Source organism: Photobacterium sp. CCB-ST2H9 (genome assembly GCF_023151555.2).
Classification (GTDB): Bacteria; Pseudomonadota; Gammaproteobacteria; order Enterobacterales; family Vibrionaceae; genus Photobacterium.
In genome coordinates this window covers 2,816,184-2,841,000 of record NZ_CP100425.1, presented here as the reverse complement: position 1 = coordinate 2,841,000, position 24,817 = coordinate 2,816,184, and the positions used below count along the sequence as shown (strand labels likewise).

At 54.4% G+C, this 24,817-nt stretch carries 21 protein-coding genes; 15 read left to right on the top strand and 6 right to left on the bottom strand.

The genetic code is table 11. The features are described from left to right. Window positions 1-145: 145 nt before the first annotated feature. The 3 genes from L4174_RS13095 to rimI are packed head-to-tail and all read left to right on the top strand — an operon-like array spanning window position 146 to window position 1,512. Window positions 146-652, top strand: coding sequence for a GNAT family N-acetyltransferase (locus L4174_RS13095; RefSeq protein ID WP_248141311.1), 507 nt, complete (start codon window positions 146-148; stop codon window positions 650-652). 10 nt (window positions 653-662) lie between these two features. Beyond that, complete coding sequence (locus tag L4174_RS13090) at window positions 663-1,064, top strand: DNA polymerase III subunit psi (RefSeq protein ID WP_248141310.1); 402 nt, start codon at window positions 663-665, stop codon at window positions 1,062-1,064. A 10-nt stretch (window positions 1,065-1,074) separates the two neighbouring features. Next, the gene (gene rimI / locus L4174_RS13085; protein WP_248141309.1) at window positions 1,075-1,512 is read left to right on the top strand and encodes a ribosomal protein S18-alanine N-acetyltransferase; all 438 of its coding nucleotides are present in this window, start codon (window positions 1,075-1,077) and stop codon (window positions 1,510-1,512) included. Here the strand turns inward: rimI and L4174_RS13080 are convergent, their stop codons facing one another. Beyond that, window positions 1,513-2,421 carry a LysR family transcriptional regulator gene (locus L4174_RS13080; protein WP_248141308.1) on the bottom strand — a complete coding sequence of 303 codons (909 nt, stop codon included), beginning with the start codon at window positions 2,419-2,421 and terminating at the stop codon, window positions 1,513-1,515. It lies immediately after the preceding gene. A 109-nt stretch (window positions 2,422-2,530) separates the two neighbouring features. Between L4174_RS13080 and metE the strand changes: the two genes are divergently transcribed. Further along, window positions 2,531-4,807, top strand: a complete 2,277-nt coding sequence (metE, locus tag L4174_RS13075; RefSeq protein ID WP_248141307.1) for a 5-methyltetrahydropteroyltriglutamate--homocysteine S-methyltransferase — start codon at window positions 2,531-2,533, stop codon at window positions 4,805-4,807. Window positions 4,808-4,953: 146 nt separating this feature from the next. Here metE and L4174_RS13070 read toward each other — a convergent pair whose 3' ends face one another. Next, the gene (locus L4174_RS13070) at window positions 4,954-5,835 is read right to left on the bottom strand and encodes a U32 family peptidase (RefSeq protein WP_248141306.1); all 882 of its coding nucleotides are present in this window, start codon (window positions 5,833-5,835) and stop codon (window positions 4,954-4,956) included. Window positions 5,836-5,848: 13 nt separating this feature from the next. Beyond that, window positions 5,849-6,856: a peptidase U32 family protein gene (locus L4174_RS13065; protein ID WP_248141305.1), complete on the bottom strand. Its 1,008-nt coding sequence runs from the start codon at window positions 6,854-6,856 to the stop codon at window positions 5,849-5,851. Between the two features lie 247 nt (window positions 6,857-7,103). Between L4174_RS13065 and L4174_RS13060 the strand changes: the two genes are divergently transcribed. Both L4174_RS13060 and prfC read left to right on the top strand, forming a co-directional pair. Beyond that, window positions 7,104-7,550, top strand: coding sequence for an SCP2 domain-containing protein (locus L4174_RS13060; RefSeq protein ID WP_248141304.1), 447 nt, complete (start codon window positions 7,104-7,106; stop codon window positions 7,548-7,550). A gap of 399 nt (window positions 7,551-7,949) precedes the next feature. After that, window positions 7,950-9,530 carry a peptide chain release factor 3 gene (gene prfC / locus L4174_RS13055; RefSeq protein ID WP_248141303.1) on the top strand — a complete coding sequence of 527 codons (1,581 nt, stop codon included), beginning with the start codon at window positions 7,950-7,952 and terminating at the stop codon, window positions 9,528-9,530. 98 nt (window positions 9,531-9,628) lie between these two features. Here prfC and L4174_RS13050 read toward each other — a convergent pair whose 3' ends face one another. Beyond that, window positions 9,629-12,307 (bottom strand): ImpA family metalloprotease, encoded by a 2,679-nt coding sequence (locus tag L4174_RS13050; protein WP_248141302.1) that lies wholly within the window; start codon window positions 12,305-12,307, stop codon window positions 9,629-9,631. 228 nt (window positions 12,308-12,535) lie between these two features. Between L4174_RS13050 and L4174_RS13045 the strand changes: the two genes are divergently transcribed. The 8 genes from L4174_RS13045 to deoD all read left to right on the top strand — a co-directional run bounded on the left by L4174_RS13045 (window position 12,536) and on the right by deoD (window position 20,239). Continuing rightward, entirely contained in the window at window positions 12,536-12,736 is a 201-nt protein-coding gene (locus L4174_RS13045) for a hypothetical protein (RefSeq protein ID WP_248141301.1), read from the top strand. Next, entirely contained in the window at window positions 12,729-13,523 is a 795-nt protein-coding gene (locus L4174_RS13040; RefSeq protein WP_248141714.1) for a TatD family hydrolase, read from the top strand. The genes L4174_RS13045 and L4174_RS13040 overlap by 8 nt, the downstream gene beginning before the upstream one ends. Window positions 13,524-13,734: 211 nt before the next feature. Continuing rightward, entirely contained in the window at window positions 13,735-15,018 is a 1,284-nt protein-coding gene (locus tag L4174_RS13035) for a NupC/NupG family nucleoside CNT transporter (RefSeq protein ID WP_248141300.1), read from the top strand. Window positions 15,019-15,335: 317 nt separating this feature from the next. Beyond that, window positions 15,336-15,506, top strand: a complete 171-nt coding sequence (locus L4174_RS13030; RefSeq protein WP_036751405.1) for a XapX domain-containing protein — start codon at window positions 15,336-15,338, stop codon at window positions 15,504-15,506. Window positions 15,507-15,908: 402 nt separating this feature from the next. Continuing rightward, window positions 15,909-16,682 carry a deoxyribose-phosphate aldolase gene (gene deoC, locus L4174_RS13025; RefSeq protein ID WP_248141299.1) on the top strand — a complete coding sequence of 258 codons (774 nt, stop codon included), beginning with the start codon at window positions 15,909-15,911 and terminating at the stop codon, window positions 16,680-16,682. 175 nt (window positions 16,683-16,857) lie between these two features. Further along, complete coding sequence (deoA, locus tag L4174_RS13020) at window positions 16,858-18,189, top strand: thymidine phosphorylase (RefSeq protein ID WP_248141298.1); 1,332 nt, start codon at window positions 16,858-16,860, stop codon at window positions 18,187-18,189. Between the two features lie 12 nt (window positions 18,190-18,201). Beyond that, window positions 18,202-19,422, top strand: a complete 1,221-nt coding sequence (locus L4174_RS13015; RefSeq protein WP_248141713.1) for a phosphopentomutase — start codon at window positions 18,202-18,204, stop codon at window positions 19,420-19,422. 94 nt (window positions 19,423-19,516) lie between these two features. Further along, window positions 19,517-20,239: a purine-nucleoside phosphorylase gene (gene deoD / locus L4174_RS13010; protein ID WP_248141297.1), complete on the top strand. Its 723-nt coding sequence runs from the start codon at window positions 19,517-19,519 to the stop codon at window positions 20,237-20,239. Between the two features lie 196 nt (window positions 20,240-20,435). Here the strand turns inward: deoD and L4174_RS13005 are convergent, their stop codons facing one another. Beyond that, complete coding sequence (locus L4174_RS13005) at window positions 20,436-21,053, bottom strand: YtjB family periplasmic protein (RefSeq protein WP_248141296.1); 618 nt, start codon at window positions 21,051-21,053, stop codon at window positions 20,436-20,438. 113 nt (window positions 21,054-21,166) lie between these two features. Between L4174_RS13005 and serB the strand changes: the two genes are divergently transcribed. Then, the gene (serB, locus tag L4174_RS13000) at window positions 21,167-22,120 is read left to right on the top strand and encodes a phosphoserine phosphatase (RefSeq protein WP_248141295.1); all 954 of its coding nucleotides are present in this window, start codon (window positions 21,167-21,169) and stop codon (window positions 22,118-22,120) included. A 129-nt stretch (window positions 22,121-22,249) separates the two neighbouring features. On the opposite strand, the gene L4174_RS12995 is transcribed toward serB, so the two are convergent. Next, window positions 22,250-24,757, bottom strand: coding sequence for a PilZ domain-containing protein (locus L4174_RS12995; protein ID WP_248141294.1), 2,508 nt, complete (start codon window positions 24,755-24,757; stop codon window positions 22,250-22,252). Window positions 24,758-24,817 lie beyond the last annotated feature (60 nt).

Genomic DNA, 24,817 nt, shown 5'->3' with positions numbered 1-24,817 from the left:
CGGAGCTGGGCCGAAAGTTATTCATGCCAGTGATGAACCGCGGAGGGATTCATGGCCGCAGTAAAGAAAGGGGTTGTTATCGTTCAGACCAGCCCGCACAATATGGACTGCAAACAGTCTGGTGACTGTTTTTCTGAGGATGATTATGCTGATACGAACTGAAGTGCCATCGGACATTCTGACCATTGATGCCTTACTGAAAGAGGTATTTGAAACACCGGCTGAAGCAGACCTGGTGATGGCGTTGCGCGAACAGGGACAAAGAACATTGTCGCTGGTGGCCAGCTCGGACGAAGGTGAAGTGATCGGGCATATATTCTTCAGTCCGGTGACTGTCGATGGCCTGGATAATGGCTGGCAGGGACTGGCACCCTTGTGTGTCAGGAAAGAGTATCGTGGTCAGGGGATTGGTCAGACCCTGATGCAGGAAGCAACAGAGATCCTGGCTGAGCTGGGCTATCCGGTGGTGGTTGTGCTGGGAGACAGTCAGTATTACCGCAAGGCTGGCTTCGTGACTGCGGCAACACACGGGCTGCATTGCAGCTGGCCGGTGCCGGAAGAGTCTTTCATGGTCCGTGAACTGTTGTCCGATTCGCTGAGCGGGCATCAGGGACTGGTGGCTTACAGCGAACCTTTTTCAGCGTTTTCATAAGAAAAGTACCATGCAGCAAAGAGATATTCAGATTCTGCAGGAAATGGGACTGACCAGCTGGCAGATCCGGAAACCGGACTGTTTTCCTGATTTGTCTCAGCCTGTGATTGATTTACCGGAAAGCTGTCAGTTGCTGTTTGTGACTTCAGAGGCTCTGGATGAACATGATGCCTGGCTGTTCGGTAATATTCTTCGCAGTATGAAACTGACCCCGGATCAAGCACTGGCCTTGCCTCCGCATGCGCTTCCGGACTTAGGTGAGCATCACCTGACCTGGTGCTGGTTTGCAGGATGTGAGAGCGTCGCGCCGAGTGACTGCCATATCCTGCATTCGGCAGCTTTGAGCCAGATGCATGATCACCCGGCGGACAAAAAAGCCCTGTGGCAACAGATTTGTGCATTCAATGATTGAATTCGTTCCTATGTCTGCAGCTCATCTGGACGATGTGTGGGCCATTGAGCAGCGTGCGCATCGCTTCCCCTGGACGGAGAGTCAAATTCGGGAAACGCCGGGACGGCTGGCCCTGAATCTGACCATGCTGAGCGACGGTCAGGTGGCTGGTTATTGTTTCGGCCAGTCGGTGGCCGGTGAGGCGAGTCTGCTCAATATTGCGGTTGATCCCCGGATGCAGGGGCAGGGGCTGGGCCGCCAGTTACTGGCGGCGTTTGTGACTGCTGCACGGGCAGATTGTGCCGAAGAGATCTGGCTGGAAGTTCGTGCCGGCAATGTCCGCGCCAGCCAGTTATACCTGGCCAGCGGTTTTAAACTGATCAGCCGACGGGAGAATTACTACCGGGCTGACAGCACTATCAGTGACAGCGGTCGTGAAGATGCGCTGATCATGAAGGCTGAACTCTGATTATTGTGCGCCGGATTCACGATGTTCGGACAACGAGTCTGCCAGCGTAATAAAGGCGTTGAGATAATCGACATTCAGATCGGTTTCTCTGACACCGAGATGAATATTTTTGTGAATGCCGGTTTCTCCCAGTCGAACAGCAACGATGGGCAATTTTTCTGCATATTCCTTGGCCAGCCATTTCGGGAGTGCAGCCACTCCCCGGTCCGCAGCCACCATCTGTAACATAATATCTGTGGTTTCAATCAGTTTGTGTTTTCTCGGACTGCACTTGGCTGGTGTGAGAAAACTGGTGTAGATATCCAGTCGACTTTGCTCGACGGGATAAGTGATCAGGGTTTTATCCAGTAACATCTCCGGTGTGATGTATTCAGCTGATGCCAGCGGACTCAGCTCATTCACGACCAGTACCTGCTCATAATCAAAGACCGGGATATACCGGATGCCCGGACGCAGCAGCGGGTCCGGGGTGACCAGCACATCAATCTCATAGCCGAACAGAGCACCCAGCCCGCCAAACTGAAATTTTTGCTTCACGTCCACATCGACATCCGGCCAGGCTTTGAGGTATGGGTTGACGACTTTCAGCAGCCACTGATAACAGGGGTGGCACTCCATTCCGATCCGCAGTGTGCCCCGCTGGCCACTGGAAAACTGCTGCATCTGTTCTTCGGCATGTTCAAATTGCGGTAAGACTCTTTCGGCCAGCCGCAAGAGGTAGTTTCCGGCCTGAGTAAAGTGCAGGTTGCGGCCCGATTTGGTCCAGACCGGAGTCCCGAGCTGCTGCTCCAGTTTCTTCATACTGTGGCTGAGCGCCGACTGGCTGAGATAGAGGGCATCAGCGGCAGCGGTCAGTGAGCCCAGTCGGCGGACTTCCCGCAGAATTGCCAGATGGCTGCGTTCAATCATGATTTGTCCTTAACTCATGAGTAACTTTCATAGGTTGATGAAATAATGCCATTTTAATTCATCATTAGATAGCCATAAGATGTCTTCAACAACTTTGGAGGACGTATAGATGGCTAAAATTCATAACCTGGGTTTCCCACGTATCGGCGCAAACCGTGAACTGAAATTTGCACTGGAAAAGTACTGGAAAGGCGAAAGCACACAAGGTGAGCTGACAGAACTGGCGGCGGGACTGCGTCAGAAGCACTGGCAGCACCAGTCGGCACTGGACCTGACACCGGTTGGCGATTTCTCTTTTTATGATCAGGTGCTGGATACCAGCTTCACACTGGGGAACATTCCGGCCCGTGTTGAAGGTCTGGCGGGCGATGAGCTGGACAATTACTTCCGGGTTGCCCGTGGGCGTTCCGCGAATGACAGTGGCTGCAGCTGTGTGCATGCCGGTGAGATGACCAAGTGGTTCGATACCAACTATCACTACATTGTGCCTGAATTTACCGCAGACACCCGTTTTGAACTCAACCCTCAGCGTCTGCTGGCACAACTGGAAGAAGCACAAGCGCAGGGCGTTGCAGTCAAACCTGTCCTGGTTGGTCCGGTGACCTACCTGTGGCTGGGCAAGGAAAAAGACGCCTCGAATAAGCTGGATCTGTTGGATCAACTGCTGCCGGTTTATGCGCAACTGCTGACGCTGCTGGCTGAGAAAGGTGTCGAGTGGGTACAAATCGATGAGCCGATTCTGGTCACCGAACTGTCTGCTGAATGGCAACAGGCGCTGAATAAAGCTTATCAGACCCTGAATCAGGGCCAGGTGAAGCTGCTGCTGGCAACTTACTTCGGCGAACTGAAAGAAAACCTGTCGCTGGCAGTGAATCTGCAGGTCCAGGGTCTTCATGTAGATGCCGTGCGTGGCCGCAATGAAGTCGATGCGGTGATTGCGGCGCTGCCTGCGGACAAAGCCTTGTCGCTTGGGGTGATCAACGGCCGGAATATCTGGAAAACGGACCTGAATACCGTGCTGAACTGGCTGGAGCCGATTGCCCGTGATCTGGGTGAGCGCCTGTGGGTAGCCCCTTCGTGTTCACTGCTGCACGTGCCGGTGGATCTGAACAGCGAGCAGAAGCTGGATGCGGAAATCAAATCCTGGCTGGCGTTTGCCCTGCAGAAACTGGACGAGCTTTCTGTGCTGTCCCGTGCACTGAATGAAGGCCGTGATTCAGTGGCGCAGGCTCTGGCAGACAATCAGGCGGCGATTGACAGCCGTCGTCAGTCAACACGTGTCAACAATCCGGACGTTCAGGCAGCTGTGGCCGCCATTACTCCGGCGCTGGGTGAGCGTCAGCATCCGTATGCTGAACGGATTGCCAAGCAGACTGCACACCTGAATCTGCCTGCGTTCCCGACCACGACCATTGGTTCATTCCCGCAAACTGCGGAAATTCGCCAGGCGCGTCTGAAGTTCAAGAAGGGCGAGCTGGATCAGGACACTTACATCAGCCAGATGCAGGCAGAAATTACCCACGCGGTACGTGAGCAGGAAGCGCTGGAACTTGATGTCCTGGTGCACGGTGAAGCCGAGCGAAACGACATGGTGGAATACTTCGGTGAACAACTGGACGGTTATGCCTTCAGCCAGTTCGGCTGGGTGCAGTCTTACGGTTCCCGTTGCGTTAAGCCGCCAATCCTGTTCGGTGACATCAGCCGTCCGAACGCAATGACTGTGGCCTGGACCCAATATGCGCAGTCACTGACCGACAAACCAATGAAAGGCATGCTGACCGGCCCTGTGACGATTCTGAACTGGTCGTTTGTCCGCGACGATCAGCCTCGCGCTGTATCCTGTTACCAGCTGGCACTGGCGATCCGTGAAGAAGTCTTGGATCTGGAAAAAGCGGGCGTGAAAGTCATTCAGATCGATGAAGCAGCACTGCGTGAAGGTCTGCCGCTGCGTCAGTCCGAGTGGCAGGAGTACCTGAATTGGGCGGTTGAGTCCTTCCGGATCACGGCCAACGGTGTGGCGGATGAAACTCAGATCCATACCCATATGTGTTACTCCGAGTTCAATGACATCATTGCCTCCATTGCAGATATGGATGCAGATGTGATCACCATTGAGACTTCGCGTTCTGATATGGAACTGCTGGATGCGTTCGATAACTTCAAGTATCCGAACGAAATCGGTCCGGGTGTGTATGATATTCACTCGCCGAACATTCCGACGGAAGCGCAGATGGTGAAACTGATGCAGCTGGCTGCAGAGCGTATTCCGGCCGAGCGTTTGTGGGTGAACCCGGACTGTGGTCTGAAAACCCGCCAGTGGGCTGAAGTACTACCGGCCCTGAAGAACATGGTTGCCGCGGCGAAAACCCTGCGTGCGAACGCGTAAGTTCTGCCAAAGATCGATTCCATCCTGATTGAAGCTGCCCCTGAACCGGGGCAGCTTTTTTTATGGGCGATCCCGGATGCTTCTGCTGCACAATCCCCTGCTGCCAACATAGGGTATTGTGCGAAGCAGAGCTGAGTAATCCGGTTTCAGACCGTCCGGGTATCCAGCCCGGACAGCCGGTGCCAGTAACCGTTACACTGAATCCGGTCTGCCATCGGGTGTCGCCCTGAGGTCAGCTCAGACGCTTTGAATTCAGCCAGTGTATCCAGGGTGTCGGTGGCGAGCGGACTGATCCGGACCACATCAACCAGGCCCTGCATCCCGGGCAAATCATTGATCAGGTTGTAGCAGTAACCGGACTGGGTCTGAATGCCGTTGAGGGTAAACAGACGCTGTCCTTCCTGACTGTTCGCGGCCAGTCCCTCCGGATAATGAATACAGCAGGTTTCGCATTCATCTTTACCCCGGCCTTCGGCCCGGGCCGTAAAGCAACGGGCAGAGTAGGCGAGCGGCAGGTAGCCATAGCTGAAGACTTCGGTCTCAAACTGTCCCCAGATGCCTTGTGCGTCGCAGTCTTGCTGCACATGGGTCAGCCATTCCCGTGACAATTCCACAGGCATACACCATCGGAACATGCCCTGCTTCAGAAACAGCGCAATCGTCTGCGCGTTGTAGCAATTGACCGCCGGTCCGACGACAAAAGGCACTTTGTGTTGCCGGGCAAGATGAATGGCCGAGACATCGTTGGCTTCAATGCTGAATTCACCATTATCGATGTATTTTTTCAGCACACTGACTTCACTTGGCGCTTCAAGCAGTGCCTGGGTGGACAGGACGACTTCCTTGCCCGCAGCCGCCAGCATTCTGGCCAATTCCAGCCAGTCCCGGACTTTCATTTCCCGCCGTTTGGCACAGACGGTTTCGCCCAGATAGACAATGTCAGCCGCGCTGGTACAGGCGGCTTCATAGAACTGTGCAACATCGGTTTTCGGCCAGAAATATAACAGTGGCCCCAGTGAATATTTCATTGCAGTTCTCCTGTTATTGCCACTGTCGCTGATACGCGCCCAGTGTGGTTTGTGACCCTTCGGACAGGTCGCTCAGGGCCTTTTCCCATGCAGGCCGGACCTGATAGGCTTCCGGGCTGGCCCGGTAACTGTCGATGGCCTGACGCCAGGTGCGGGTGACTTCAGCGACATAGGCCTGACTGCGCTGACGGCCTTCAATTTTGACCGAAGCAATCCCGGCGGCAAACAGCTCCGGCAACAGGCTCAGAGTATTGAGGCTGGTGGGGGACTCCAACACATGGGAACGCTGAGACTGCCCATCGACGCAGGTTTCAAATCGTCCCTTACACAAGGTGGGATAACCGGCTTTTTCGTGGTCCTGATAGCGGTCGATCAATATGCCGTTGAGCCGTGACTCCAGCCCCTGCGGCGTTTCCTGCCAGCGGACAAACTTGGCTGGCGAGCAGGCACCGACGGTATTGGGCGATTCGCCCGTAAGATAGGACGATAGATAGCAGCGCCCCTCCGCCATGATGCAGAGACTGCCGAAAGCGAAGACTTCCAGTTCGGCATCGGTATTGCGCGCCAGTTGCCTGACCTGATGAATTGACAGAACCCGGGGCAGAACGACCCGCTTCACGTTGAAATTATCGCGGTAAAAGCGAATGGCTTCCGTGTTGGTGGCCGATCCCTGAACCGATAAGTGCAGTTCGAGATCCGGGTAGCGACGAGCCGCGTAATCGAGTACGGCAATGTCGGCGACGATCAGAGCATCAACGCCCAGGGCGGCGGCTTTGTCGACCGCCTGCTGCCAGCGGCCAAAACCGTCCGGGTGAGCGAAGGTGTTGAGGGCAATGTGCAGCTTTCGCCCGTGTTTGCGGACGTAGTCTGCCGCTTGTTCCAGACGCTTACCCTCAAAGTTCAGACCGGCAAAATGCCGGGCATTGGTGTCGTCTTTAAAACCGATGTAGACAGCATCGGCACCATTGTCGATGGCGGTTTTGAGTGCGGGCAGATTTCCTGCCGGGCAGAGCAGCTCCATGTGAATGCTCCTGATGGTTCATAAAATGCTGTCCGACATCTTATTGAGCTGACGGACGGCCGTGTTGATATGACTCAGGTTTTGCGGTGTTTTTCAGAACTGGCTTTTGATCGAGGACGGGCGGGGCGGGTGAAAATATTGATTTATCGCAGGAAGCGGTGACTGCTGTTGGCCTAGGATGACGGCAATACAACCAAAAGAAGAGGACAGCACGGTGTATTCCCCAAAATTTTCACGGCTTCAAGAGATGGCCCCGAGACTGCTTCGTCTGCATTGCCGGCTGACGCCTTTTTTTGTGCATCAGACGGTGATTGAGCTGGGGCTCGCCAAAGTGTTCCACGAGGCAATTGAAGAAGGCGAGCTGGACTTTCTGGTCGGACGAACGGTGACCATCGTTGTGGCCGATATCGACTGGCAATTTACTGTGTCTCTGGTCAATCAACGTTTGGCTGTGCAGCCCGCCGTGATGGAACCCGACGCGGTGATGCGGGCAGCCAGCCGGGATCTGTTGCGTATCGCGGCCCGCAAGGTGGATCCGGATACCCTGTTCTTTCAGCGCCGGCTGAAGATGGAAGGGGATACCGAACTGGGACTGGCGGTGAAAAATCTGCTCGACAGTCTGGATATGGACAGTCTGCCTCAGCCTCTGGTGAAGGTACTGAACAAGGCCGCTGCAGTATTTGCTGCTGAGTGAAACCGTTCAGGTTTCTGCTGCTCTGAATCGCGGCATACAGGTCCTGCCGATTGTCTGAACCGGGTCTGGCTGCCGGTTGTGAACTGCCGCAGAGCGTACCCACCGCGGCAGTTCAAAAGAATGCTCGCAGCTTTGGCTGCGAGTGACTGTTTCTTTGCGCTGACTTTGCGTATAATTCCGCCATCTTAATCCCCCGGGCATCTTGTGATGGCCTGGTACAGAGTCATTCCCATCGCCGAAACGGCACAGAAGAGCGAACAGAGGCCAGGATGTAACCACAGGTTAATCAGCCAACACCCGGACTGAACCGGGTCAAACTCAACTGGAATACCGGGCGCCTGGGCCAGAATGCTGGCCTGCCTGGGCTGACTTTATTCGATAACTGGATCTGCACTGAATATGTCTTTTTTAACTGAAGTGGGTAAACGCCGCACGTTTGCCATCATTTCTCACCCGGATGCGGGTAAAACCACGATTACAGAAAAAGTTCTGCTGTTCGGAAACGCTTTGCAGCGTGCCGGTACGGTCAAAGGCCGCGGCTCAAATCAGCATGCCAAGTCCGACTGGATGGAGATGGAAAAAGAGCGTGGTATCTCGGTAACGACCTCCGTGATGCAGTTCCCGTACAATGACTGTCTGGTAAACCTGCTCGATACCCCGGGACACGAAGATTTCTCGGAAGATACCTATCGTACGCTGACGGCGGTGGACTCCTGTCTGATGGTCATCGATGCGGCGAAAGGTGTTGAGGACCGGACCCGTAAGCTGATGGAAGTGACCCGTCTGCGTGATACACCGATTGTTACTTTCATGAACAAACTTGACCGCGACATCCGTGATCCGATGGAACTGATGGATGAAGTGGAAAGTGAGCTGAACATTGCCTGTGCGCCGGTGAGCTGGCCGATTGGCTGTGGTAAAGAGTTCAAGGGTGTTTACCACATCCACCGTGACGAAACGATTCTGTACGCAACCGGTCAGGGTCACACCATTCAGGAAGTACGGATTGTCAAAGGTCTGGATAACCCGGAGCTGGATGCGGCTGTGGGTGAAGATCTGGCCGGGCAGCTGCGTGATGAACTGGAACTGGTGCTGGGCGCATCACACGAGTTTGATCGTGAACTGTTCCTGAAAGGTGAACTGACACCGGTCTTCTTCGGGACCGCGTTGGGTAACTTCGGGGTCGACCACATGCTGGACGGCCTGACCGAATGGGCGCCTGCGCCGCTGCCGCGTCAGGCGAATGAGCGTCAGGTCGAAGCGGAAGAAGAGAAATTCTCTGGTTTCGTGTTTAAGATTCAGGCGAACATGGATCCGAAACACCGTGACCGGATTGCCTTCATGCGTGTCGTTTCGGGAACTTACACGCAGGGCATGAAGATGAACCATGTCCGGACCGGCAAAAATGTCAGCATTTCGGATGCTGTGACCTTTATGGCCGGTGACCGTGCCCGCGCGGAAAATGCCTATGCCGGTGACATCATCGGTCTGCACAACCACGGGACGATCCAGATTGGTGATACCTTTACGCAGGGTGAAAGCCTGAAGTTCTCCGGGATCCCGAACTTTGCGCCGGAATTGTTCCGTCGTATCCGCCTGAAAGATCCGCTGAAGCAGAAGCAACTGCTGAAAGGCCTGGTTCAGTTGTCGGAAGAAGGCGCCGTCCAGGTGTTCCGTCCGCTGCAGAACAATGATCTGATTGTGGGTGCAGTCGGTGTGCTGCAGTTCGACGTGGTTGTGGCCCGTCTGAAATCTGAGTACAACGTCGAAGCGATTTACGAAGGTGTGAACGTTGCGACGGCCCGCTGGGTGGAATGCGATGATGCGAAGAAATTCGATGAATTCCGTCGCAAGAATGAAGTGAACCTGGCACTGGACGGTGGAGACAATCTCACTTACATCGCCCCAACCATGGTGAACCTCAACCTGGCGAAAGAGCGCTTCCCGGAAGTTGACTTCCGTGCGACCCGTGAGCACTGATTCGCAGAACAGATAAAGTACAGTCGTGAAACAGCACGCTGCACTGAAACAAAAAAAGCCCCTGATCTCAGGGGCTTTTTTTATGGGTGAATCCGGCCTCAGAAGAAGGTCTTGGGCTGGTTCAGACTGTCACAATAGGCGCTGTTCGAAGCTGGCTTGAAGAACGCCTTGTCGACGGCCGTATTGCCAAATGCGGCCACCTGACTGCCGGCTTTGCTGCTGTAGCTCAGGCCCAGCAAATCCAGATACGGCCGGTAGTCGAGACCCGTCGCATAACTGGCAGCAATCAGCAGCCAGTCGTTATTGCTCAGCGTCCCCGCTTCAGCACGGCTGTACGTTGAGAACCCCAGTGATGCTTTTGCTGCATCCCAGCTGGCATCATCGTTGTCGGCATCCGAAAACGCTTTGTCCAGCAGGTGCAGGCGAGGGATCAGGTGCCAGCCATTGCTCAGGGCGCCTTTGTCCTGTGCATGCATCATCATTTCGACCACCAGTGCCGCGCCCTGACTCCAGCTGCTGTATCCCCGTCCCGCCATATAGGCAGCCGGATCGGCTTCCAGCTGACTTTGCTGGATATCGGCCAGAATGGTGTCGAAAGGCAGAGACTGGCACTGGTGCTCATAGCCCGGCTCATTAACGGTTGCCAGAGATTTCGCATAATAGGAATAGAAGTTGGTGGTGGCATGGCCTTCAAAGCCGTTGAATTTGAAGCGTCCGCTTTCAACGTTGTGTCCGACCTCATGCAGGTCACCATGGCCCAGCACGCTGAATGCCCAGCCGGCATCATAGGGGTTACCCGAGCAGCCGTAGCCGCAGGTGGGCTGGTCGGCATTCATATGCTGAACCTGATCCCATTCAGGAATATTCAGGGTATGGGCAGCAGCAAAAGAATCCACTTCACTGATCGGCGTAATGTTCTCGCCATGATAGCCCGCGAGTGCCCGGAGAGCGCTGTGGTGATAAGTCTGGATGAATGTGGCCATTTCTCCCGGTGTATCCCAGCGGCTGTTTTCAGACAGCGTGGTTTGCATCCGGCTGTTTCGTGAGTGGATCTCAAAATGCTCGGTCGCGACTTCGGCCCAGTCGTAGGCGTTGTTGTTCACCGCCGTGATGAAGGCAGCATCATTCTCACCCGGTTTCCAGTACGGATGCTGGCCAATCTGACGAAATGCAAAGGTCATCTCGGTCCCTTTGTCTGTAAAACCAACCTGAACCGGACCGCCATAAGGTGATGTCAGGTGGATGGTCTCGCCGGCCTGGATGGTGACCGGATGTGACTGCAGGAATTTCGGCCGGTTGTAGCCGTCATTCGGTGCCATCGGCTTGGTGGCGGTCGCACGCTGGGTATTGATAAAAATCCGGGCGGCCACGTCGCTGTGAGGGTCGGTCCGGGTGACGGTCAGGGTCTGGCCCGGCAGGGCATAAACCCCGGCGGCACGCCACGGAGTCCGGCTGGTCAGCGTGACGGTTTGCTCTGCCGGGGAGACATGGCTGAAATCGGTGCGGCTGAAATTCCCCAGATCCGGCTGGACCGGATTGATCTGACGCGTGTTATACACCAGATGGTCGGCAAAGTAGCTTCTCAAAAACGTCAGTGTCGGGGTGCTGTTTTTTGACATCGGGAAACGGACGTTTTTCCGGTATTGATCTGCAAGCAGGATCAGGTGTTTTTCCAGCGTGTAATCATCCGGCAATGTGAAGATGTCGGTCGCGGATTCATCAACATTGCGAACAATGGCACGCAGTGATTCTGCCGGTGTCAGAAACTCGGTACCGAAGGCCGGAAGATTGTCGCAGCTGTTATTGTCATCTTCGCAATCTGCAATATGGAAGCTGAAGCTGTTGTCCCGGAGACGGGTAATCAGTGTTTCAATGCCGGATAGAGAGCCGGTCTGGTCCCGCATCTCTGCGGCTGACGACCAGCTGGCTTTATCCTGGATAAAATAATTGCCGGCACCGCCGACGGCTTGCGTCTGTACGCCAAAGTAGCTCAGAACCGGATTGGTCAGTGGCGTTGAGTTCCAGCTGTTGGTGTGCACATAGAGCATGGCGCGCTTGCGGGCTGCTGCTGCATCCAGTGCAGTGGTTACACTGTGCTCGCTGAACGAACCGCTGGTCCCGGTGATGATCAGATCGGCTTGTGACAGGCAGTCAGACAGCTGAGCTTCATCTTCACACAGGGTAAACGTCAGGTTTGGGTAGCGGCTTTGCAGCCAGTTTTTGGACTGATTAAAGTGACTGCTGCTGAGCAGCGTAAACGACACTTTGAGGTCGGAGCGGCCCGTGCTCAGTGCGGGGACCAGCAGCCAGTCGATGATTTTTTGCATGTTCGATGCAAAATCGCCGTGGGAACCGGCATCCAGCTCACGCAGGATATTGGTGCCAAAGGCCACGCTGCGTCGCTCTTTGGCATCTCTCAGGGTAACCAGGGGATAGCCCTGATTTCCCGTGATCAGTTCTTTCGCACTGGTCAGATGCTTCAGGCTGAAATAGCGGGAGTTTCTGCCGGGATCGTACTGGATCGTATTCTGGCCAAAAATCTGGCTCTGTAGCGAAGCCAGACTGGAATGTTCCTTACTGATGATGGTTGCGATGCGTTGTTCCAGTGCAGCACTGTCGCTGGGCAGGAGTCTGGGATCGCCCAGTTTCACCGCGGCATTGATCGGATCCAGGGGCAAGTTTGCCCCGCTTGCATTCTGGCCGTCATTTTTTGTATCTCCGCCACCGCCGCATGCTGCCAGCGAAAGACATAAAAGTATGGAACTGAGCTTTTTCATTCTGAAGTCGTTTTTATGAGTTTTATGATGCTTAGTATCATAAACGGCAGTTTTATATGTGAAATGCCAGAAAACTTGGGGTGAATCGCGAAAAATTTATCGCACTGTGATGGATGTAATACTGTGTTTCCGCGCCGGTGCTTTGAGTCCCGAAAATATGCGGGAGCCGTTTCTTTCATTCGGCAAGCCTGAAATAATCAGGCTCTCTTCTTTTTTGAGTCCATACAAATGCTGAACGTCATTCGAAGCTGGCTTGCACGGTACGACGCCTGGTGTGAGCGCATGGGATTGATTCCGGAAAACCGTCGCTGTTGTGCGCCGGTCCGCTATGATGAAGATGATGCCCGTCATCCTGCGCAGCGGGCAGCCCGGTTGAAAACCTGCCAGAGCCAGGCCCGAGACAACGGTGAGCCGCGTGCAACTGATTGACAGCCACTGCCATTTTGATTTCCCGCCCTTTGCGGACAATTCCGACTACTATCTCGATTTGGCCCGGCAGGCCGGTGTCAGCCATATCGTGATTCCGTCGGTCGGGGAGCGGAACTGGCAGCAGGTCAGAAATCTGTGTCATACCGGCGGGCCGACGGCACCGGCGCTGTCCTATGCCCTGGGGATGCATCCGTTCTTTGCAGAGGAGCACGGACCACAGACGCTGGCACGGCTGGAACAGGCGCTTGAACAGGCCCGGAATGACCCGTGTTGTGTTGCGGTGGGCGAATGCGGGCTCGATTTCGCCATTCCGGATGCGGACCGTCGCCAGCAAACCGACTGGCTTTCAGCACAGCTTTCCCTGTCCAATCAGTTTAACCTGCCCGTGATTCTTCATTGCCGGAAGGCTTTCCCTGAATTGCTGAAGTGTCTGAAATCCTGTCCGCCGGTTCGGGGAGGGGTTTATCACGCTTTCAGTGGCAGTTTGCAGCAAGCGACTCAACTTCTTGATCTAGGTATCAAAATTGGTGTCGGTGGTACGATCACCTATCGCAGAGCAAACAAAACTCGCACTACAATAGCTCAGTTGCCTCTTGATGCATTGTTGCTGGAAACTGACGCGCCGGATATGCCACCGGCTGGTTTCCAGGGAGAGCCGAACCGTCCGGACAGAGTCGTGCAGGTTTTGAACGCTCTGACGGAACTGAGATCAGAGTCAGTAGCCCAGTTAACACAGGCCACTAACAAAAATGCAGAAGTCTTGTTTGCATTGCCTTCTCAAATTTGAAGATTCTGACGTTTATTTGGCTTTTTATTGTGCATCAAGTGGAACTTGAGTGTGACTGCTATCACACTTGATGTTCAACTTTCACTCGGTTGCCAACCAAAGTGTGACGTGTGCATTACATGCTGATAGTTGCCATGCGTATAATGCGCCCGACTCCTTGTGAGCCGAATTGTCGAGACGCCAAATTTTAACTATAGGGATGCCATAAACCATGAGCCTGTTTATGAGCCTGGTTGGGATGGTTGTGCTGCTGCTGGTAGCCGTGCTGCTGTCTGATAACCGCAAAGCTATTAACGTACGTACTGTTGGGGGCGCGTTTGCCATCCAATTTTTCTTTGGTGCATTCGTTCTGTATGTACCGGTAGGCCGTGATGCGCTGTATGGTGTATCGCAAGCTGTTGCCAATGTGATTGGTTACGGTGATCAGGGTATTTCTTTCCTGTTCGGCGGCCTGGTATCAGGCAAGATGTTTGAAGTCTTCGGTGGCGGCGGTTTCGTCTTCGCACTGAAAGTACTGCCTGTTATCGTTTTCTTCTCTGCGCTGATCAGCGTGCTGTACTATCTGGGTGTGATGCAGTTTGTCATCAACATTCTGGGTGGCGCACTGCAAAAAGCTCTGGGTACCTCTCGTGCCGAATCTATGTCTGCAACAGCAAACATTTTCGTAGGTCAGACTGAAGCACCACTGGTTGTGCGTCCGTTTGTACCTAAAATGACTCAGTCTGAGCTGTTTGCGGTCATGTGTGGTGGTCTGGCATCTGTTGCGGGTGGTGTACTGGCAGGTTACGCATCGATGGGTGTTCCTCTGGAATATCTGATCGCGGCATCCTTCATGGCGGCTCCTGGTGGTCTGCTGTTTGCGAAAATCATCAAGCCTGAAACTGAGAAGCCTGTTGAGCAAATGGGCGGCGACGATGACAGCCACGATGACAAACCTGCAAACGTAATTGATGCGGCTGCAGCGGGTGCGTCTTCCGGTATGCAACTGGCACTGAACGTAGGTGCGATGCTGCTGGCCTTCATCGGTCTGATCGCGCTGATCAACGGTATGCTGGGTGGTATCGGTGGCTGGTTCGGTATGCCTGAGCTGACTCTGGAACTGATCCTGGGTTATGTCTTCAAGCCACTGGCCTTCCTGATTGGTGTGCCATGGAACGAAGCTGAAGTTGCCGGTTCTTTCATCGGTCAGAAACTGGTTGTGAACGAGTTTGTTGCTTACCTGAACTTCACACCTTACCTGAAAGATGTAGCTGATGGCGGCATGGTGATTGCTGAAACAGGTGCTGCAATGTCTGAGAAGACACGTGCAATCATCTCCTTCGCACTGTGTGGTTTCGCAAACCTGTCCTCAATTGCAATCCTGCTGGGTGGTCTGGGCGGTCTGGCTCCAAGCCGTCGTCACGACATCGCTCGCTTCGGTATGAAAGCCGTTGCCGCGGGTACCCTGTCTAACCTGATGTCTGCAACGATTGCAGGTCTGTTCCTGTCACTGTAAGACGAACAGAATCTAATTAGGCACAAAAACGCCACAGTATGTTTGCTGTGGCGTTTTTATTTGTCTGTCAGACAGATGGACAGTTTTTCGCCTTTCCAACAAATTCAGTAACTATCTGAATCTTTTCTGGTAAAAAATAGCAAAAAGCGGTTCTGCGGCCTTTTTTCCTCTTGCCCTGACGCGCATGCTATACCCTTGCGAAGCATGTCTCCTGAGGTCAACCGGGAAAAAGGACACTTCGTTGCCTGCGGTCTACACTCTGTGAGTGTTTTCCGGCTGTCGCGGTGTCAGCGGCTGCCACCGGACTGGAGCAGGCCATGAATGAAGTTGTATTCGCTTTACTCGCTGGTGTCATCGTTGGTTTGTTATTTTCAGCACTGAAACTGCCGATTCCGGCACCGCCAGTATTATCAGGCGTCATGGGCATTGTTGGCGTCTATGTGGGCGGTCAGCTGTATCAGTGGATCATCGAACGGTTCTTTTCCTGAGTGTGAAGACGCAGGATTTCAGCCTGCGGAAAAGCCGTCAGCCACCGGGTGAATTGGTCAACACATTATCCACGCAGGGAAACGTCTGAATGATGGTTCGCCTGAATATGGCTTGGTAATATGACAGCGAAAGGTTGCAGAATGATGGATTCTGCATGAAAGCAGTCTGATGTTTTTTTTGTGAATCAGGCTGTGAACTGAATGGCTGGTAAGGGGATTACCCGTTCGGAAAGCGTTCGGAAACCCACTTACGCGGTGAAAAGGATGTCAATCAGGTTAGCCTGAGTCTTCACGGAATCAAGTCCGCTTCTGTTTCTCTGTGGCTACAATGGCTGGCAAAGGAGCCGGGTCTGGGACAGCGGAGCAGAACACTTGGTAGAGCAATTTCGACTGGAGAAAGTCATGAGCGATTTAAAAACAGCGGCACTGCGTGCGTTAAAACTGATGGATCTGACCACACTGAACGATGACGATACGGATGCCAAAGTGATCGAGCTGTGTAAGAACGCAAAAACCCCGGTAGGCAATACTGCGGCAATTTGTATCTATCCTCGTTTTATCCCGGTTGCCAAAAAGCAACTGCGCGAGCAGGGCACGCCGGAAGTCCGCATTGCCACAGTGACCAACTTCCCGCACGGCAACGATGACATTGAGATTGCGGTAGCAGAAACCAAGGCTGCAGTGGCTTACGGCGCTGATGAAGTGGACGTGGTTTTCCCGTACCGTGCTCTGATTGCAGGGAACGAAGAAGTCGGCTTTGAGCTGGTGAAACAGTGTAAAGCGGCGTGTGGCGACATCCTGCTGAAAGTGATCATTGAAACCGGTGAACTCAAAGATCCGGCGCTGATCCGTCTGGCTTCAGAAATTTCTATCAAGGCGGGTGCTGACTTCATCAAGACTTCTACCGGTAAGGTGCCTGTGAATGCAACTCCGGAAGCCGCTGAGATTATGCTGACCGTGATCAAAGACATGGGCGTGCAGGACAAAGTAGGCTTTAAGCCTGCGGGTGGCGTAAGAACTGCTGAAGATGCAGCGCAGTTCCTGGCCATGGCCGATCGTATTCTGGGTGCAGACTGGGCCGACAGCGCGCACTACCGTTTTGGTGCGTCCAGCTTGCTGGCAAATCTGCTGCACACATTGGGTGAAGGTGAAAAAGCCGCGGAAGGCGGTTACTGAGTCTGACGACTTCATCCATACGGAATACTGGTCTGTGGCGGCGGGTCTGAGCACCGGCTGCCACAGGAACAGCCAAATATAAGGACAGGCAGAGCCGTGACGGCTGGACTGCTGACGGAATCCTATTTCCTTTCGCAGTACTTTCTGCCTTTCCTCAGCCACGTCGAGGCATCTTATGTACTTACCTCAGGAAATCATCCGCAAAAAACGCGATAATATTGCGTTGACCCGAGACGAAATCAACTTTTTTATTCAGGGCATCGCCAAAGACACAGTGTCTGAAGGACAGATTGCAGCTTTTGCAATGGCGGTGTACTTCAACGATATGACCATGGACGAGCGTGTTGCACTGACCTGTGCGATGCGAGATTCCGGCATGGTGCTGAACTGGGACCACATGAATTTCGGTGGCCCGATTGTCGACAAACACTCCACCGGTGGTGTGGGTGACGTGACTTCTCTGATGCTTGGTCCGATGGTTGCTGCATGCGGCGGCTTCGTACCAATGATCTCCGGCCGCGGTCTGGGTCATACCGGCGGCACGCTGGATAAACTGGAGTCTATTCCGGGCTATAACATCATGCCGTCGAACGACGTTTTCGGTCAGGTGACCAAAGATGCCGGTGTGGCGATTATCGGTCAGACCGGCGATCTGGCACCGGCCGACAAACGCGTGTATGCGACCCGGGATATCACGGCGACTGTTGATAATATTTCGCTGATCACGGCATCCATTCTGTCCAAGAAACTGGCCGCTGGCCTGGAATCTCTGGTGATGGACGTGAAAGTGGGTTCCGGTGCCTTTATGCCGACCTACGAAGCTTCAGAAGAACTGGCGAAATCAATCGTTGCCGTGGCAAACGGTGCAGGTACCAAGACCACAGCGCTGCTGACGGACATGAACCAGGTGCTGGCGTCCAGTGCCGGGAACGCAGTGGAAGTGCGTGAGGCCGTTCAGTTCCTGACCGGTGAATACCGCAACCCGCGTCTGTTCGAAGTCACCATGGCGTTGTGTGCCGACATGTTGCTGAATGCAGGGCTGGCCAAAGATGACCGTGAAGCCCGCACTAAACTGCAGGCGGTACTGGATAACGGTGCGGCAGCAGAGCGCTTCGGCAAGATGGTTCACGGCCTGGGTGGCCCGGCCGATTTTGTTGAAAACTATAACAATTACCTGGCAAACGCAGAGATCATCAAACCTGTGTTTGCGCAAAACAGCGGCTTTGCCGGTGCGATGGACACCCGTGCTCTGGGCATGGCGGTCGTCAGCATGGGCGGTGGCCGTAAAGTGGCGACAGACAGCATTGATTATGCTGTGGGTCTGACTGACATGATCCGCCTGGGTCAGACAGTGGACAGCCAGACACCACTTGCCGTCATTCATGCCCGTAATGAAGCACAATGGCAGGAAGCTGCCCATGCCGTGCGTCAGGCAATTACAATCACTGAGCAGGCACCAGCTGCGACACCTGACGTTTACCGTCGTATTCGTGCTGAAGATGTCTAAATTGGAGCAATGATGAAAAGAGCAATTATCCTGGTACTCGATTCCTTTGGCCTGGGCGCAACGGAAGATGCGGTCAAGTTCGGCGATGTAGGCTCAAACACCATGGGCCATATCGCGAAAGCCTGTGCGGAAGGCCGTGCAGATAACGCCGACCGCAGCGGTCCGCTGAATCTGCCAAACCTGACCCGCCTGGGTCTGGGTAAGGCGGCGGAAGAGTCGTGCGGTGAGTTCCCGGCGGGTCTGGATCCGCTGGCAGAAATCACGGGCGCTTACGGCCATGCGGCCGAGATCTCGTCCGGTAAAGATACACCGTCCGGCCACTGGGAAATCGCCGGTGTTCCTGTACTGTTTGAGTGGGGCTACTTCCGCGACACCAGCAACAGTTTCCCGCAGGAACTGCTGGACCGCATCGTTGAGCGCGCTCAGCTGCCGGGCTACCTGGGTAATTGCCATGCATCCGGTACACAAGTGCTGGATGATCTGGGTGAAGAGCATATGAAAACCGGCAAGCCGATTTTCTATACCTCTGCGGATTCCGTGTTCCAGATTGCCTGTCATGAAGAGACGTATGGCCTGGATAATCTGCTGAAACTTTGCGAAATCGTGCGTGAAGAGCTGGAAGATTACAACATCGGCCGCGTGATCGCCCGTCCGTTCATCGGTCCGGAGAAAGGTCAGTTTGAGCGGACCGGAAACCGCCGTGACCTGTCGGTTGAACCGCCTTCAGCAACCGTGTTGCAGAAGCTGGTGGAAGAGAAGCAGGGTGAGGTGGTGTCTGTCGGTAAGATTGCTGATATCTATGCGCACTGCGGGATCACCCAGAAAGTCAAAGCGACCGGCCTGGAAGCGCTGTTTGATGCTACGCTGGCACAAGTGGAGAAAGCCGGTGATAACACCATTGTATTTACCAACTTCGTTGATTTCGATTCGGCCTACGGCCACCGTCGCGATGTCGCCGGTTATGCTGCCGCGCTGGAATACTTCGACCGTCGTCTGCCTGAGCTGCTGTCCCAGCTTAAAGAAGATGATGTACTGGTAATTACCGCTGACCACGGCTGCGATCCAACCTGGCCGGGCACTGATCATACCCGTGAGCACATTCCTGTGCTGGTGAGTGGTCCGAAAATCCCGGCCGGTTCTCTGGGGCGTCGCGAGACGTTTGCCGATATCGGTCAGAGTCTGGCGAGCTACTTCGGTATCTCGGCCATGGATTTCGGTCAGTCTTTCCTGTAACCGTATGATAGCGCGGTAATGTTTGACGCTGAATGCGCAACTGGCCTCGCCCCGGATGGGGTGAGGCAATCCAAATAGAAGAAGGAGCGAACAGATGGCTACTCCACATATTAATGCCGAAATGGGTGATTTTGCAGATGTCGTCCTGATGCCGGGTGACCCGCTGCGTGCCAAGTTCATTGCCGAAACTTTCCTGGAAGATGTCAAAGAAGTCTGTAATGTCCGCAACATGTACGGTTTCACCGGGACTTACAAAGGCCGCAGAATCTCCGTAATGGGCCATGGTATGGGCATTCCGTCCTGTTCTATTTACGCCACGGAGCTGGTTAAAGACTATGGCGTCAAGAAAATCATCCGTGTTGGCAGCTGTGGTGCCGTGCGTGATGACGTACATCTGCGTGATGTAGTGATCGGCATGGGTGCTTCGACCGACTCAAAAGTCAACCGGATTCGTTTCGGCGGCCATGATTTTGCGGCGATTGCAGATTACGGCATGGTTCAGAATGCGGTGGAAGCCGCGAAAGCCAAGGGTATCGAAGTGAAAGTCGGTAACCTGTTCTCTGCAGATCTTTTCTATAACCCGGATTTTGACTTCTTCAAGACCATGGATAAGTACGGCATCTTGGGTGTGGAAATGGAAGCGGCCGGGATTTACGGTGTCGCTGCTGAGTTCGGTGCCAAAGCCCTGACCATCTGTACTGTGTCTGACCATATCCTGCGGGGTGAGGCGACGACTTCAGAAGAGCGCCAGACCACTTTCCTCGAAATGATGGAAATTGCCCTGGAATCTGTGCTGCTGGGTGACAAAGAGGCTTAAGCCAAAGACGTTTAAGGCAAGGACGCTTAAATCAAGGACGCATAAACGATTTCTGCCCGGTCAGGGCGGACGCGCACGGGGCTTTGGCCCCAACCAAGTCAAAGACGACCCACCGGTCGTCTTTTTTTATGGCTTGATTCTTTGAGTGCCTGACGGTGCAGGAAGCCGATTGCTATCGCAGCCGGAGATCGGCCCTTCAGTCCTTCGCATTGGCGGTCAGCAGGAACGGGAAGTGCCAGACGTCTTTGCGGCGGCCGAAGGTATAGGCCAGTACAAAGCCGATGAAGAGCGCGGCAATCACCAGTCCGCGGACGGTATTGGTCATGCTTTCGATCTGATCCGCCGCATGCTGAACCAGCTTGCCGTGCTCCAGCGTCAGACGCAGATAGCCGACAATCTGACCATCATCTGTCAGTACCGGCTGGACAATTTGCTGGCGGCCAATGCTTGCAGTTGAGAGAGGGGTTGTCAGACCGGAGATTTGTTCCAGTGGCATCGCGTCTTCAGTCTGTGCCAGCGGCGAGCCTTCCAGATCGTAAACACTGGCATCCAGAATCAGAGGTTCATCGGAAATTCGGTTCACCAGCGCCTGCAGCCGGTCCTGATCTTTGTCGAGAATATCATCGGAAGCCGTGCTGGCCGCCTGTCGGGCAATAATGCGGGACAGAGACTGGGTTTGTTCACTCAGCATGTCGAAGTTGTTCTGATTCAGCCGGGCACCATACTCCAGCATGGTGATCAGGCCGACGAAACTGAGGGCCAATACCAGAAACTGCCAGATACGTTGCATGCGTACAGTTTTGAACTTAAACATAGTGGGGACTTCTTTCATGAAACTAACTGAACAATATTGGGACTTGCCCTGACAAATTGCAATAGGGTACTTTGAAGGGAGATGAAAACGCTTTTACATGGATGTGATATACCGTGCTGACCATTAAGAAACATACTTCGCTGCATACCCGCTTTCCTGAGAGTGTTGCCAGCAGCAACCTGGATGTGAAAAACGTCTCGGCTGTGATCTACAGTCGCCAGCCCCTGACCCCGGAACGTCTCGATCGCATTGCTTCCCAGAGCGGTGAACCGTTGTCGGTGATTGCGGCCTGGAAAGTCGGCCCCTACGAGGTACTTTTGCTGGCAAACCCGCTGACTGAGCGCCTGACCGAGTCTCTGGAAGCGCATGAAATCGATTATGCTCCGTACCAGTCCCTGCCGGATTTGTCTCAGCCGGGGCTGGCGGTGTTTGATATGGACTCAACGGCGATTGAGATTGAGTGTATCGATGAGATTGCCAAACTGGCCGGGGTTGGTGAGCAGGTTGCTGAAGTGACCGAACGAGCCATGCAGGGAGAGCTTGATTTTGAACAGAGCCTGCGCCAGCGGGTTGCGACGCTGGAAGGCGCCAGTGCGGAGATTCTGGAGCAGGTCCGCCAGAAACTCCCGCTGATGCCGGAAATGCGGGAACTGGTGGATGCGCTGCATCACTATGGCTGGAAGACGGCCATTGCCTCAGGCGGTTTTACTTATTTCTCGGGCTATCTGCAAGAAACGCTGGCCCTGAGTTATACCCAGTCCAATCAGCTGGAAATTATCGACGGTCAGCTGACCGGTAAGGTGCTGGGGAAAGTGGTGGATGCACAGACAAAAGCTGATATTTTGCGTGAGCTGGCCGAAGAATACGGCATTGCAGCACACAATACTGTCGCTGTCGGTGATGGTGCCAACGATCTGAAGATGATGGCTGCGGCCGGATTGGGCATTGCCTATCATGCCAAGCCGAAAGTTCAGGCCACGGCACCGGCTGCGGTCCGTTATGCCGATTTAGGCGGCGTGCTTTGTCTGCTGTCTGCTTCGCTGTGGCCTCAGAAGATTGGCTGGTAAGTCAACCGGAATCAGTCGCTGAGGTTGCCATCTCAATCACCCCGTCATTCCCGCTTGTGCGGGAATGACAATTGTCATGCTACACGTTGCTCTCAGGGGATCATCGAACGAATCCCTGAAAGGAAATCGTTACAGTCCCAGCCGCAGTAAGACCTCATCGGTAATGTCGTAAAATTCGCCGAATCCTGTCAGTGACGTAAACTCTATCTCCAGTGAGCGGGCCCGGTGCATCGCGACCCGGGACAGTTCGGCCAGCTCCCGGCTGATCAGCGCCGTGGTCGGGTCCATCACCGGCACGGCAGCGATCCGGATGGCAAGGAAATGTCCCTGTTCGCGGGCCTGTTGTGCAAATCGGCGGCGACTTTCACCGGTCGGGAAATCATCGAAGAGTTTGCTGATCATTTTGGGCTGGGCACCCGACTGGGGCAAAATCGCCAGATACAGTTCACGGACATAAGGCTGGCTGACGGCCACAGGACGCATCGGTTCGCTCAGCAGTTGCTTGACCCGGTTCTGAAAGATAGGGGCCAGCGAGACCCGTTTTCCTTCACCATGCTGGAGTAACAGTTTACCCAGTGTTGGCAGCGGTTTGTTGGAGCCCATTGCCCTTACCTTGACCTGATTGTCGATTTTCTCGCAGAAAAATGGCAGGCAGTTCAGGCGGGTCAGCAGCATCTGGTGCATTGCCAGCAACAGTGGACCGGCCGGCATGATTTCCTCGCTGACCGGCAGACGCGCTTCATTGTGTTTGATCAGGCGGCGCAGGAAGTGTTCACTGCGGGTGACATCTTCACCGTTACCGGACTCGAACTGAACATTGCGCCGATCCGGGCTGAGGCGAACCACCTGATAAGGGATACGCCGCAGCGGTGCCTCTTTGGCCATTTGCAGCAGCTCATCAAAAGTCACTTTGACCTGATCGCCGCGTTTGGCTTCCAGGGGCTCTGCAAGACGCAGATTCAGTCCCCGCGTGGAAATATCGACGGTATGGCCATTAACGACAACATTTTCCTGACCCGATTCAGCCGGTAGCTGAAGCGTAACCGGCGTTTTGAACAGGAAGCGGGATTCGCTGCGCTGTGGTTTCGGGTCGAAGTAGATTGCCCGGGTCCCGGACACCGGATTGCGCGGGTGGCGAAATGTCTGCAGGTGTTTGCTCGGCAAAGCCGGTTTTTCGGTCAGGCGGTAATCATGCCGTCCGGCCAGATTCGTCAGATCCTGCAAGACACCGATATGGGTCAGAGTCGACAGGGTTTCCAGCAGTTCCGGGGCAATTTCCTGTAACTGATTCCGGTCTTCCTGGCTGATCGGATACAGCGTCAGGCGGACCACACGCCAGCTTTCCCGGGCCGCACCGATATGCCAGAACAGTTGCCGTTCCTCGACGCCCATCTCCGGCAGTGCAGCCGAATAAAAATAAGTTTTCTCTTCATGCTGATGGGTAAAGCTGTAGATCAGGGTGCTGCACTGGCTGAGTCCTTCTCTGCCCAGCGTGCTGATCCGCTCTTCAGACAACAGATGGTTGATCACCGACTGATTGCGTTCGTCATGCCAGTGTTCCCAGACATGGCGGTTATGTTCGGTCAGCAGGCAGTATTTCAGTTCACTGCCGGCAAAAAACATCGGGATGCTGCTGGTATGTTTCAGAAAACAGTGCTCGTAGCCCCGGGTCCGGGTCTGAATGATTTTATCTTCATAATTGCGGCGTGAGCGGTTCGAGGCCATCTGCAGGCGGGCTTCGATGGCAGCCTTGATGGCTTCACTCGGTTCGACCAGCACCAGACGCAGCCAGGTGAAACTGTCATTGTCTGCATGCGGTGTGACGCCCAGTACCCGGTATGTGATCCCCTGAATCAGGCGTTCGTCCTTTAACTGTTTGGCCAGTTCGGGGAAATAAGCCGTGATCATTTGCCCTTCAAAGTAACGGAAAGCAGACGATACCCGAAAACGTGCACCCGATGGCGAGATATCGGCCGTGGTCCCGTTGACCTCCTGCGAATAGGGCAGCATCAATACGACCGGGGTGGTGAGCTGGACCCGTTGCTCACTGCGGCTGAGATGGTAGCCAAAACGCAGCAGCTCTGCCGAAAATGGCGAGACTTCTTCTGCAACCGGCGCTTCTTTCTCCGCGGGTTGCGGCTCCTGTGGCTTTTGTTGCTGCTGTTGCTGCATGACCCGGAAGTTATTGCGGGTGTTCATCAGCGACTCATACAGGCCGACCCGGTACTGATCGCCATAAGCTTTGATGCGTCGGCGGTACACGTTCATCGCCACATCATCCAGCCAGTGGGTCATGCCATGCAGCTCGTACGGACGGCATTCGCCGTTGACTTTGCCACGCAGATCAATCGCCTGACGGCAGGGGGCCATCACTCGGTTCAGCTCCATTTTGACCTGCAGGCGGGCCGGGCCACTTAAGTCTGCGGTCAGGTGCAGAAATAAGTCGTTGAAATCCTCGCTGTCATAAGCAGGCAGCAATTGTTCAATCAGTCCTTTGTATTCGTCCAGCAACATAGTGGTTTTAGCATTTGGTCTCAATCGGGTATGATTTCCAATTGTGCAGTAAAAATGAAAATTGTCATAAGCTTGTGGACGGAAAGTCTGGCCTGGCGCATATCCTGGCTGTTTATTCGTCATTTTATTCACCTGCTGCCGCACGGTTTGGCAGGCCACAGGCTTGGGTCACTGAAGGGTTAC

Bases quoted from the DNA above. Each gene is read 5' to 3' on its own strand.
- L4174_RS13005 (WP_248141296.1), bottom strand. From the start codon at position 21,053: ATGTTTAAGTTCAAAACTGTACGCATGCAACGTATCTGGCAGTTTCTG.
- L4174_RS13070 (WP_248141306.1), bottom strand. From the start codon at position 5,835: ATGAAATATTCACTGGGGCCACTGTTATATTTCTGGCCGAAAACCGAT.
- deoD (WP_248141297.1), top strand. From the start codon at position 19,517: ATGGCTACTCCACATATTAATGCCGAAATGGGTGATTTTGCAGATGTC.
- L4174_RS13015 (WP_248141713.1), top strand. From the start codon at position 18,202: ATGAAAAGAGCAATTATCCTGGTACTCGATTCCTTTGGCCTGGGCGCA.
- L4174_RS13080 (WP_248141308.1), bottom strand. From the start codon at position 2,421: ATGATTGAACGCAGCCATCTGGCAATTCTGCGGGAAGTCCGCCGACTG.
- L4174_RS13030 (WP_036751405.1), top strand. From the start codon at position 15,336: ATGAATGAAGTTGTATTCGCTTTACTCGCTGGTGTCATCGTTGGTTTG.
- L4174_RS13095 (WP_248141311.1), top strand. From the start codon at position 146: ATGCTGATACGAACTGAAGTGCCATCGGACATTCTGACCATTGATGCC.
- prfC (WP_248141303.1), top strand. From the start codon at position 7,950: ATGTCTTTTTTAACTGAAGTGGGTAAACGCCGCACGTTTGCCATCATT.
- L4174_RS13050 (WP_248141302.1), bottom strand. From the start codon at position 12,307: ATGAAAAAGCTCAGTTCCATACTTTTATGTCTTTCGCTGGCAGCATGC.
- deoA (WP_248141298.1), top strand. From the start codon at position 16,858: ATGTACTTACCTCAGGAAATCATCCGCAAAAAACGCGATAATATTGCG.
- L4174_RS13060 (WP_248141304.1), top strand. From the start codon at position 7,104: ATGGCCCCGAGACTGCTTCGTCTGCATTGCCGGCTGACGCCTTTTTTT.
- rimI (WP_248141309.1), top strand. From the start codon at position 1,075: ATGTCTGCAGCTCATCTGGACGATGTGTGGGCCATTGAGCAGCGTGCG.
- L4174_RS13035 (WP_248141300.1), top strand. From the start codon at position 13,735: ATGAGCCTGTTTATGAGCCTGGTTGGGATGGTTGTGCTGCTGCTGGTA.
- L4174_RS13065 (WP_248141305.1), bottom strand. From the start codon at position 6,856: ATGGAGCTGCTCTGCCCGGCAGGAAATCTGCCCGCACTCAAAACCGCC.
- L4174_RS12995 (WP_248141294.1), bottom strand. From the start codon at position 24,757: ATGACGAATAAACAGCCAGGATATGCGCCAGGCCAGACTTTCCGTCCA.
- metE (WP_248141307.1), top strand. From the start codon at position 2,531: ATGGCTAAAATTCATAACCTGGGTTTCCCACGTATCGGCGCAAACCGT.
- L4174_RS13090 (WP_248141310.1), top strand. From the start codon at position 663: ATGCAGCAAAGAGATATTCAGATTCTGCAGGAAATGGGACTGACCAGC.
- L4174_RS13045 (WP_248141301.1), top strand. From the start codon at position 12,536: ATGCTGAACGTCATTCGAAGCTGGCTTGCACGGTACGACGCCTGGTGT.
- deoC (WP_248141299.1), top strand. From the start codon at position 15,909: ATGAGCGATTTAAAAACAGCGGCACTGCGTGCGTTAAAACTGATGGAT.